We start from the raw sequence: 9,373 nt of genomic DNA, 5'->3' as shown, positions 1-9,373 counted from the left end.
CCGCCGCCGGTTCCGGTGACGAGGGCGCGTACGTGACTCCGCTCGTGCGCAAGCTCGCCGCCGAGAACGGCGTCGACCTGGCCTCGGTGAAGGGCACCGGCGTCGGTGGCCGCATCCGCAAGCAGGACGTCGTCGCCGCCGCGGAGGCCGCCAAGGCGGCTGCCGCTCAGGCCGCCCAGGCGCCGGCTCCCGCGGCCGCTCCGGCTGCCGCCGCGTCGAAGACCCCCAAGCTGGAGGTCTCCCCGCTGCGTGGCCAGACGGTCAAGATGCCCCGCATGCGCAAGGTCATCGGCGAGAACATGATGAAGGCGCTGCACGGCCAGGCCCAGCTGACGTCGGTCGTCGAGGTCGACATCACCAAGCTGATGAGGCTGCGCGCGCAGGCCAAGGACGCCTTCGCCGCCCGCGAGGGCGTGAAGCTGTCCCCGATGCCGTTCTTCGTCAAGGCCGCCGCCCAGGCGCTCAAGGCGTACCCGGTGGTCAACGCCCGTATCAACGAGGACGAGGGCACCATCACGTACTTCGACTCGGAGAACATCGGCATCGCCGTGGACTCCGAGAAGGGTCTGATGACGCCGGTCATCAAGGGCGCGGGCGACCTGAACCTCGCCGGCATCGCCAAGAAGACCGCCGAGCTGGCGGGCAAGGTCCGCGGCAGCAAGATCACGCCGGACGAGCTGTCCGGTGCGACCTTCACCATCAGCAACACCGGCTCGCGCGGCGCCCTGTTCGACACGATCATCGTGCCCCCGAACCAGGTCGGCATCCTGGGCATCGGCGCGACGGTCCGCCGCCCGGTGGTCATCAACCACCCGGACCTCGGCGAGACGATCGCGGTGCGCGACATGGTCCACGTCGTGCTCTCCTACGACCACCGGCTGGTGGACGGCGCGGACGCCGCCCGCTACCTGACGGCGGTCAAGGGGATCCTGGAAGCGGGCGAGTTCGAGGTCGAGCTGGGCCTGTAGTCCGCATCCCTACGGCACGTCCGTATGTCACGACGGCGCCCCCGCCCGGAGAGATCCGGCCGGGGGCGCCGTCGCGTAAAGGTCTCGTTCTCCCTCAGCCATGATCCCCCTGGCGGCCCGCCCGCGAGAGGTAACCTCGGCCACGGCCGTCCGAAGGAGCCCCGTCATGATCCCGCCCGTCGTCCACTCGCTGCGCGAGCAGATCCGCGAGCACATCGTGGAGGGCATCGTCAGCGGACGCTGGAAGCCGGGTGAGCGGATCGTCGAGCGGCGGATCGCGACCGAGCTGGCGGTCAGTCAGACGCCGGTACGTGAGGCCCTGCGCGAGCTGGAGTCGCTGCGGCTGATCGAGTCCGCGCCCAACAAGGGCGTACGCGTACGGAATCTGACCGCCGCCGATCTTGAGGAGAGCTACCCCGTACGGGCCGGTCTGGAGCAGATCGCCGCCGAGCTGGCCGCCGAACGGCTGGCCGCCGACACCTCCGCCCTGGAGCCGCACGTGACGGCGCTGTACGAGGCGGACCGGCGGGCCGACGGCACCGCGCAGGTGCGGCACACCGTCGACTTCCACCGCGAGCTGGTGCGCGCCGCCGGGAACAGCGTCCTGCTGCACACCTGGGAAGGGCTCGGCATCGAGGTGTTCACGGCGCTCTCCATCCGGTGGCTCGGGACCGTCCAGAAGTCGTACGCGGAGGAGCACCAGGAACTGGTGGAGGCGTTCAGGCGCCGCGATCCGCTCATCGGCGCACTGGTGAAGGACCACGTGCTCGGATGCGCACCGCGCGCCTGACCGGCCGCCGGATTCATCCCGATTCGCGGCGTCACCGCGTGCCCTGCCCACCGGCACTGGATGCCAATTTCCGCAGATCATGAAATTTTGCCGTCAGTTCTTTGATCGATCATCGATCAGCGACTTACAGTCGACATCGGGCTGTACCCAGCCCTTCGCCCTGTCCTGCCAGACAAGGCTCCTCTCCACACTTTCCCCACCCCTCTCTCCACCCCCTCCTGTGTGACCGGAAGGCGGCGACCATGCCCGACCCCGTAGGCAAGCTTCCGAGCGAGCTCGACCAGCTCCCGGACCGCGACGCCGAGGAAACCGCCGAGTGGGCGGCCTCACTCGACGCCGTCACCGAGCACGCGGGCCCGCACCGTGCGGCGTACCTGATGCGGCGCACGCTCCAGCACGCCGAGCGCAACGGGGTTCCCGTGCCCGCTCTGCTGGAGACGGACTATGTGAACACCATCCCCACCGCCGCCGAGCCCGCCTTCGACGGCGACGAGGCGATGGAGACCCGTATCGCCGGCTGGAACCGCTGGAACGCCGCCGCGATGGTCACCCGTGGCTCGCGCCTGGGCGTCGGCGGCCACATCGCCACCTTCGCCTCGGCCGCCTGGCTCTACGAGACGGGCTTCAACCACTTCTTCCGCGGCAAGGAGTCCCAGGACTCCCCCGGCTCGGGCGACCAGCTCTACATCCAGGGCCACGCCTCCCCCGGCATCTACGCCCGCGCGTTCCTCGACGGCCGGCTCACCGAGGAGCACCTCGACAACTTCCGTCAGGAGGCCGGCGGCAAGGGTCTCCCCTCCTACCCGCACCCGCGGCGCCTGCCGTGGCTGTGGGAGTTCCCCACGGTCTCCATGGGCCTCGGCCCGCTCTCCGCGATCTACCAGGCGCGCTTCAACCGCTACCTGACGAACCGCGGGATCAAGGACACCTCCGCCTCCCACGTCTGGGCGTTCCTCGGCGACGGCGAGATGGACGAGCCCGAGTCCACGGCGGCACTCGCCCTCGCGGCCCGCGAGGGGCTCGACAACCTGACCTTCGTCATCAACTGCAACCTCCAGCGCCTCGACGGCCCCGTCCGCGCCAACTTCAAGATCGTGCAGGAGCTGGAGTCCCAGTTCCGGGGCGCGGGCTGGAACGTCGTGAAGTCGCTGTGGGGCTCCGCCTGGGACGAGCTGTTCGCGCTCGACACCACGGGCGCCCTCGTACGGCGGCTGCGCGAGGTGCCGGACGCGCAGTTCCAGACGTACGCGACCCGCGACGTGGCGTACATCCGTGAGCACTTCTTCGGAGCCGAGCCCGCGCTCGCCGAGCTGGCGAAGCTGCTGAGCGACGCGAAGATCGACGAGTGCTTCCACAGCTCGCGCGGTGGCCACGAGGCCCGCAAGGTGTACGCGGCCTACCGCGCCGCGCTCGCCCACAAGGGCGCGCCGACCGTGGTCCTCGCCCAGACGGTGAAGGGCTACACGCTCGGCACCGGCTTCGAGTCGCGCAACGCCAACCACCAGATGAAGAAGCTCTCCGGCGACCAGTTCCGCACCATGCGGGACCTGCTCGAACTTCCCATCCCCGACTCGAAGCTGAACGACGAGCTGGTGCCGTACGGCCACCCCGGCGCCGACTCCCCCGAAGTCCGCTACCTGCAGGAGCGGCGTGCGGAGCTCGGCGGGCCCGCCCCGGCCCGCCGAGTGCATGCCGTCGCCCTGCCCGAGCCCTCCGAGAAGGCGTTCCAGTCCGTCTACAAGGGTTCCGGGAAGCAGTCGGTCGCCACGACCATGGCGTTCGTCCGGCTGGTAAAGGACCTGATGCGGGACAAGGAGACCGGCAGGCGCTGGGTCCCGATCGTCCCCGACGAGGCACGTACGTTCGGCATGGAGGCGCTGTTCCCGTCGGCGGGCATCTACTCGCCGCGCGGCCAGACGTACGACCCGGTCGACCGCGACCAGATCATGTACTACAAGGAGGCCAAGGACGGCCAGATCCTCAACGAGGGGATCACCGAGGCCGGTTCGATGGCCGACTTCATCGCCGCCGCGACGTCGTACGCGACGCACGGCGAGACGATGATCCCGTTCTACATCTTCTACTCGATGTTCGGCTGGCAGCGCACGGGCGACCAGATGTGGCAGCTCGCCGACCAGCTCGGCAAGGGCTTCATCGTCGGCGCGACGGCCGGCCGTACGACCCTGACGGGCGAGGGCCTCCAGCACGCGGACGGCCACTCGCACCTGCTCGCGGCGACGAACCCCGCCTCGCTCAACTACGACCCGGCGTTCGCGTACGAGATCGCGGTCATCGTCAAGGACGGCCTGCGGCGGATGTACGGGCCCGATGCCGAGGACGTCTTCTACTACCTCACCGTCTACAACGAGCCGATGCCGCAGCCCGCCATGCCCGAGGGCGTGGAGGAGGGCATCGTCAAGGGCCTCTACCGCTTCAAGGAGGGCGTGCCCGCCAAGGCGGACTCGCCGAGGCTCCAGCTGCTCGCCTCCGGTACGGCCATCCACTGGGTCCTCGCGGCCCAGGAACTGCTCGCCGCCGAGTGGGGTGTCACGGCCGACGTCTGGTCGGCGACGTCCTGGGGCGAGCTGCGCAGGGACGCCCTGGAGGCCGACGAGGCGCTCCTGCGGGGCGAAGAGCGCACGCCGTACGTGACCCAGGCCCTGGACGGGGCGCCGGGCCCGGTGCTGGCCGTCAGCGACTGGATGCGCCAGGTGCCCGACCAGATCAGCCAGTGGGTCGAGCAGGACTACTCCTCGCTCGGTACGGACGGCTTCGGCCTCTCCGACACGCGTGAGGCGGCCCGCCGCCACTTCGGCGTCGACGCGCACTCGATCACGGTCGCGGCGCTGGCGCAGCTCGCGCGGCGCGGCGAGGTGCCCGCGTCGGCGGTCAAGGAGGCGCGGGAGCGCTACGGCCTCTGACAGACGCGTCGTCGTCAAGGAAGCGGCTTCCGCCGGCCCCTCGTGGCCGGCGGAAGCCGCTTCCTTGTGAGGCTCCCCAGGAGGTCACGTCCACGGCATGCTGTCCCCCGGCACCACGCTTGACCCTGACACCGTGTGAACCCGTGCAGTAGGGGACGTCATGTTCACCATCGGAGACTTCGCCAGGCACGGCCGTGTGTCGGCCCGCATGCTGCGTCACTACGACGCGATCGGGCTGCTGCGCCCCGCCCGCACCGACCCGTTCAGCGGGTACCGCTACTACACGGCGGCCCAGCTCGCCCAGCTCAACCGGGTCATCGCCCTCAAGGACCTCGGCTTCACGCTCCAGCAGGTGCGGGAGATCCTGGAGGACCGTGTGAGCCCGGACGAGCTGCGCGGGATGCTCACGCTGCGGCGGGCCGAGCTGGAAGCGGCGATGGCGGCGGCCGCCGCCAGGCTGGGCCAGGTCGAGGCGAGGCTCCGGTCGATCGAGAGTGAGGGACGTATGCCCACCGAGGACGTCGTCGTCAAAAGCATCCCCGCGGTACGGGTGGCCGAACTGTCCGCCGTGGCGGCCAGCTTCGAACCGCAGGACATCGGCCCCGTCATCGGCCCTCTGTACGAGGAGCTGTTCCGGCGCCTGGAGGCGGCCGGAGTACCGGCAACGGGGCCCGGCATCGCCTATTACGAGGACGTGCCGGACGGCGACGGCGCGGTCGTCGTGCACGCCGCCCTCACGGTCGCCGCCGAACCCGACCCCGCCCACGGTTTCCGGATCGTCGACCTGCCCGCCGTCGAACGCGCGGCGACGATCGTGCACCGCGGCCCGATGGACGCGGCGGTCGGCGACATGCTCCGTACGGAACAGATCCTGGCCGCCTGGAAGGACGCGGGCGGCCACGTCTCGGCCGGATACCCCCGCGAGGTCAGCCTCGAATGCCCGCCGGACCGCGAGAAGTGGGTGACGGAGATCCAGGAACCCCTGGCGTGAACCGGTCCGGGCGCGCCCGCGCCGCCATGGACAATGGCTCCATGCGCGCTGCCCGGCTGATCAAGATGGTCCTGCTCCTCCAGGCGCGGCCCTCCATGACCGGGGCCGAGCTGGCACAGGAGCTGGAGGTGTCCGAGCGCACCGTCACACGCGACGCGCTGGCCCTCTCCGAGGCCGGGGTGCCGGTCTACTCGGACCGGGGGCGCTCGGGCGGCTACCGGCTCGTCGGCGGCTACCGCACCCGCCTCACGGGCCTGGCCCGCGGCGAGGCGGAGGCCCTGTTCCTCTCCGGGCTGCCGAACGCGCTCCGCGAGATGGGCCTGGAGGACGCGGCGTCCGCCGCCCGGCTGAAGGTGTCGGCGGCGCTGCTCCCCTCCCTGCGGGGTGCGTCGGACTCGGCGGCGCAGCGGTTCCACCTGGACGCGCCCGACTGGTACAAGGAGCCGGAGACGCCGGAGCTGCTGCCGGTCGTCGCCGAGGCCGTGTGGGACGACCGCACCGTCGTCGCCCGCTACCGGCGCCAGGACACCGAGGTGGAGCGGCGGCTGGCACCGTACGGGCTCGTGCTCAAGGCGGGCGTCTGGTACCTCTGCGCCCGCGTCGACACGTCCTTCCGGGTCTACCGGATAGACCGTTTCACACGGATGACGCTCTCGGAGGAGCGCTTCGAACGGGACGAGTCGTTCGACCTGCCCTCCTTCTGGGAAGAGCGGGCCGCGCAGTTCACCCGGTCGATCCTCCGTACGGAGGTGGTGCTCCGGCTCTCCCCGGAGGGTCTGCGCCGGCTGCCGTATCTGACCGACCGGGCGTCGGCCCAGGAGGCGGCGGAGGCGGCCGGCCCGCCGGACGAGAACGGCTGGACGACCCTCACGCTTCCGGTCGAGTCGGCCGACGTCGCGTTCTCCCAGCTCTTCGCCTTCGGCCCGGAGCTGGAGGTGGTGGAGCCGGCGGAGCTGCGCGCCCGCTTCGCCGACTCCGCCGACCGCACCGCCCGTCTCTACCGGTAGCCGTCCATGGAGATCTCCGTGCCGGGCGCCGCCGCCTCGGCCGCCATGTACGCCCACACGTCCGGCCGGCTGCCGTCCGTGTCCGTGACGCCGTACTCCTTCGCCAGCTGCCCGCTGGAGAGCGACTGCCCCGCCCAGCGCTCCCGCTCCGGGTCGGCGGCGAGCGCCGCGATGCCCCGGCCCAGGTAGACGGGCGTCTCCGAGAGCGCGAAGTGCCGGTGGACCTTGATCCCCTCCCGCCAGTTCTCCTCGGTGATGCCGAAGTCGTCGAGCATCTCCTCGGAGCGCAGGAAGCCGGGCGTGACCGCGACCGCCGTGCCGCCGACGCTCTTCAGCTCCTCGGCCAGCAGGTAGGCCATCCGGATCGGGGCGTTCTTGGCGAGGTCGAAGTAGAGGTTGTTGCGCGGCGTCCTGTTCGACTCGGCCGTTCCGTCGGTGACCTCGACGACCAGCCCGCCCGGCCGCCGTACCAGCAGCGGCAGCGCGACGGAGCTGGTGATCAGATGGGTCTTCACTCCCAGTTCCAGCATCCGCAGCCCGCGCCGCAGATCCAGCTCCCACACGGGGGTGTCGAAGTCCAGGAGCTGATTTCCGCCCCATACGTCGTTGACCAGCACGTCCAGCCGGCCCTGCTCCCGGTCGATCCGGTCCACGAGCGCCCGCACCCGCTCGACCTCCAGATGGTCGGTCGGTACGGCGATGCCCTCGCCGCCCGCGCGGGTGACCAGTTCGGCGGTCTCCTCGATGGTCTCCGTGGACCGCCCCACCTCGCTGACCTTCTCCCGCGTGGTGCGCCCGGTCACGTACACCGTCGCGCCCGCGGCGCCGAGCTCCACGGCGATCGCCCGGCCCGCGCCCCGGGTGGCCCCGGCGACCAGTGCGATCTTTCCTGTCAGCGGCTTGTCGTGGTTGTCGGTCATCGGCCGGCTCCCTCTCTCTCGATCTCCCGGTGATCGTTCCACGGAAAGGAGACATCTTCTGTCCGGCTTCCTCACCACGCGCGGCGCGGATGCCCCGCTTTCCGCACTCCGCGTGCGCCGCCCCGTGCCAAGCACGATGCTGTACCCGTGACCGACGAGACGGAGTTCTGGGAGATCATCGACGCCACGCGCGAGGCGGCCGGCGGCGATCCCGACGAGCACGCCGATCTCCTCGTGGAGCGGTTGCTCCAACTGGACCCCGACTCGGTCCTGGACTTCGCCCGGCACTTCGAGACCCGCTACAACCGCGCGTACCACTGGGATCTGTGGGCGGCCGCCGCGATCCTGCTCGGCGGCGCGAGCGACGACGCGTTCGACTACTTCCGCTGCTGGCTCATCGGCCAGGGCCGGGAGATCTTCGAGGGCGCCGTGCACGAGCCGGACAGCCTCGCCGAACTCGTCGGGGAGTTCGACGAGGAGATCGACGGCGACGGCGAGGAGCTGGGGTACGCGGCCGACGAGGCGTACGAACAGCTCACCGGGGCCGTCGCGCCCGATCTGGGGGTCGCCCCGCAGGCCCCGGAGCCCGAGGGCACGCCGGTCGACTTCGAGGACGCACAGGCGCTCGCGGACCGGCTGCCCCGCCTCTGGGAGCGGTTCGGCGTGGACTGACGGCCGCGTGTCTCGGTGTCAGGTGTCCAGGGAACGGCCCATGAGCACGTCGTCGACGTACCTCCGGTCCAGGAAGAACTCCCCCGGCAGCACGCCCTCCACCACGAACCCCTCCGACTCGTAGAGCGTGCGCGCCGGCGTGTTGTGCCCGAGCACGCGCAGCGTCATGCGCACCGCGCCCTCGGCGCGCGCCCGCTCGATCGCCGCCCGCAGCAGCAGCCGGGCCACGCCCCGGCCGCGTGCCCACTCGTGCACGGCGAGCCCCTGGATCTGCCGGACGTGCGCGTTGCAGGCCAGCGGGGTGGGCGCCACCAGCCGGAGATAGCCGGCGATCCTTCCGTCGGCCTCGGCGACCAGATAGTCGCCGGGCCGGTGCCGCGCGTCGAAGAACGGCTCGAACGGCGGCTCCTGCCTGGGCGTCACCGCGTGCAGGGACGACCAGGTGTCGTGGTCGAGGCTGCTCAGGGCGTCGTCGTCCGAAGGAAGGGCGCCACGTATGTGAGGTTCCGGCATGGCACCAACTGTCCCACGTGGGCGGGTGCGGGCAGGATGGGTCTCATGAGGATCGCGATCACCGGCTCCAACGGGCTCATCGGCACGGCGCTCACGCGCTCCCTGCGAGCGGACGGGCACGAGGTGGTGCGCCTGGTCCGGCACCCCTCCCGGGCGGGCGACGAGGTCGAGTGGGACCCGTCCCGCCAGTACGTCGACGTGAGCGGGCTGTACGGCTGCGAGGCCGTCGTCCATCTCGCGGGCGCGGGGGTCGCGGACCACCGGTGGACCGACGCGTACAAGAAGGAGATCAGGGACAGCCGCGTCCTCGGTACGGCGGCGATCGCCGAGGCCGTCGCGTCGCTCGACACCCCGCCGAAGGTCCTGGTGTGCGGGTCGGCCATCGGCTTCTACGGCGACACGGGCGACCGCCCGGTGGACGAGTCGGCGCCGCCCGGCGAGGGGTTCCTGCCGTCCGTGTGCGTCGAGTGGGAGGACGCGGCGTCCGCCGCGTCGGACGCGGGCGTACGGACGGTGTTCGCCCGCACGGGGCTCGTCGTGGCCCGCGAGGGCGGCGCCTGGGGGCGGCTGTTGGAGTCGGGGTTCACGTTC

At 71.2% G+C, this 9,373-nt stretch carries 9 protein-coding genes; 7 read left to right on the top strand and 2 right to left on the bottom strand.

Annotation, left to right across the window (positions count from 1 at the left end):
* The 5 genes from sucB to GXP76_RS31345 form a co-directional block, all read left to right on the top strand.
* The coding region (gene sucB, locus GXP76_RS31365; RefSeq protein WP_242575012.1) for a 2-oxoglutarate dehydrogenase, E2 component, dihydrolipoamide succinyltransferase at nt 1-968 on the top strand (968 nt) is incomplete at its 5' end.
* A 166-nt stretch (nt 969-1,134) separates the two neighbouring features.
* Entirely contained in the window at nt 1,135-1,758 is a 624-nt protein-coding gene (locus tag GXP76_RS31360; protein WP_147872621.1) for a GntR family transcriptional regulator, read from the top strand.
* A gap of 242 nt (nt 1,759-2,000) precedes the next feature.
* Nucleotides 2,001-4,679: a pyruvate dehydrogenase (acetyl-transferring), homodimeric type gene (gene aceE / locus GXP76_RS31355; protein WP_242575011.1), complete on the top strand. Its 2,679-nt coding sequence runs from the start codon at nt 2,001-2,003 to the stop codon at nt 4,677-4,679.
* Nucleotides 4,680-4,839: 160 nt separating this feature from the next.
* On the top strand, nt 4,840-5,670 hold the full coding sequence (locus GXP76_RS31350; RefSeq protein WP_242575010.1) for a MerR family transcriptional regulator: 831 nt from the start codon (nt 4,840-4,842) through the stop codon (nt 5,668-5,670).
* Nucleotides 5,671-5,711: 41 nt separating this feature from the next.
* Entirely contained in the window at nt 5,712-6,677 is a 966-nt protein-coding gene (locus GXP76_RS31345) for a YafY family protein (RefSeq protein ID WP_242575009.1), read from the top strand.
* Here GXP76_RS31345 and GXP76_RS31340 read toward each other — a convergent pair.
* Nucleotides 6,668-7,597: an SDR family oxidoreductase gene (locus tag GXP76_RS31340; RefSeq protein WP_242575008.1), complete on the bottom strand. Its 930-nt coding sequence runs from the start codon at nt 7,595-7,597 to the stop codon at nt 6,668-6,670. The two genes, GXP76_RS31345 and GXP76_RS31340, sit on opposite strands and share 10 nt — an antisense overlap.
* 147 nt (nt 7,598-7,744) lie before the next feature.
* Here GXP76_RS31340 and GXP76_RS31335 point away from each other — a divergent pair, with 147 nt between their 5' ends.
* Complete coding sequence (locus GXP76_RS31335) at nt 7,745-8,269, top strand: DUF4240 domain-containing protein (protein WP_242575007.1); 525 nt, start codon at nt 7,745-7,747, stop codon at nt 8,267-8,269.
* An 18-nt stretch (nt 8,270-8,287) separates the two neighbouring features.
* On the opposite strand, the gene GXP76_RS31330 is transcribed toward GXP76_RS31335, so the two are convergent.
* Nucleotides 8,288-8,782: a GNAT family N-acetyltransferase gene (locus GXP76_RS31330; RefSeq protein WP_242575006.1), complete on the bottom strand. Its 495-nt coding sequence runs from the start codon at nt 8,780-8,782 to the stop codon at nt 8,288-8,290.
* 36 nt (nt 8,783-8,818) lie between these two features.
* Between GXP76_RS31330 and GXP76_RS31325 the strand changes: the two genes are divergently transcribed.
* A partial coding sequence (locus tag GXP76_RS31325; RefSeq protein ID WP_242575005.1) for an NAD-dependent epimerase/dehydratase family protein occupies nt 8,819-9,373 on the top strand: 555 nt, incomplete at its 3' end.

Origin of the sequence: Streptomyces sp. NP-1717 (assembly GCF_022695985.1) — a bacterium.
GTDB lineage: Bacteria > Actinomycetota > Actinomycetes > Streptomycetales > Streptomycetaceae > Streptomyces.
This window is presented reverse-complemented; position numbering and strand designations above follow the sequence as displayed.

Bases quoted from the DNA above. Each gene is read 5' to 3' on its own strand.
- aceE (WP_242575011.1), top strand. From the start codon at position 2,001: ATGCCCGACCCCGTAGGCAAGCTTCCGAGCGAGCTCGACCAGCTCCCG.
- GXP76_RS31345 (WP_242575009.1), top strand. From the start codon at position 5,712: ATGCGCGCTGCCCGGCTGATCAAGATGGTCCTGCTCCTCCAGGCGCGG.
- GXP76_RS31340 (WP_242575008.1), bottom strand. From the start codon at position 7,597: ATGACCGACAACCACGACAAGCCGCTGACAGGAAAGATCGCACTGGTC.
- GXP76_RS31330 (WP_242575006.1), bottom strand. From the start codon at position 8,782: ATGCCGGAACCTCACATACGTGGCGCCCTTCCTTCGGACGACGACGCC.
- GXP76_RS31350 (WP_242575010.1), top strand. From the start codon at position 4,840: ATGTTCACCATCGGAGACTTCGCCAGGCACGGCCGTGTGTCGGCCCGC.
- GXP76_RS31360 (WP_147872621.1), top strand. From the start codon at position 1,135: ATGATCCCGCCCGTCGTCCACTCGCTGCGCGAGCAGATCCGCGAGCAC.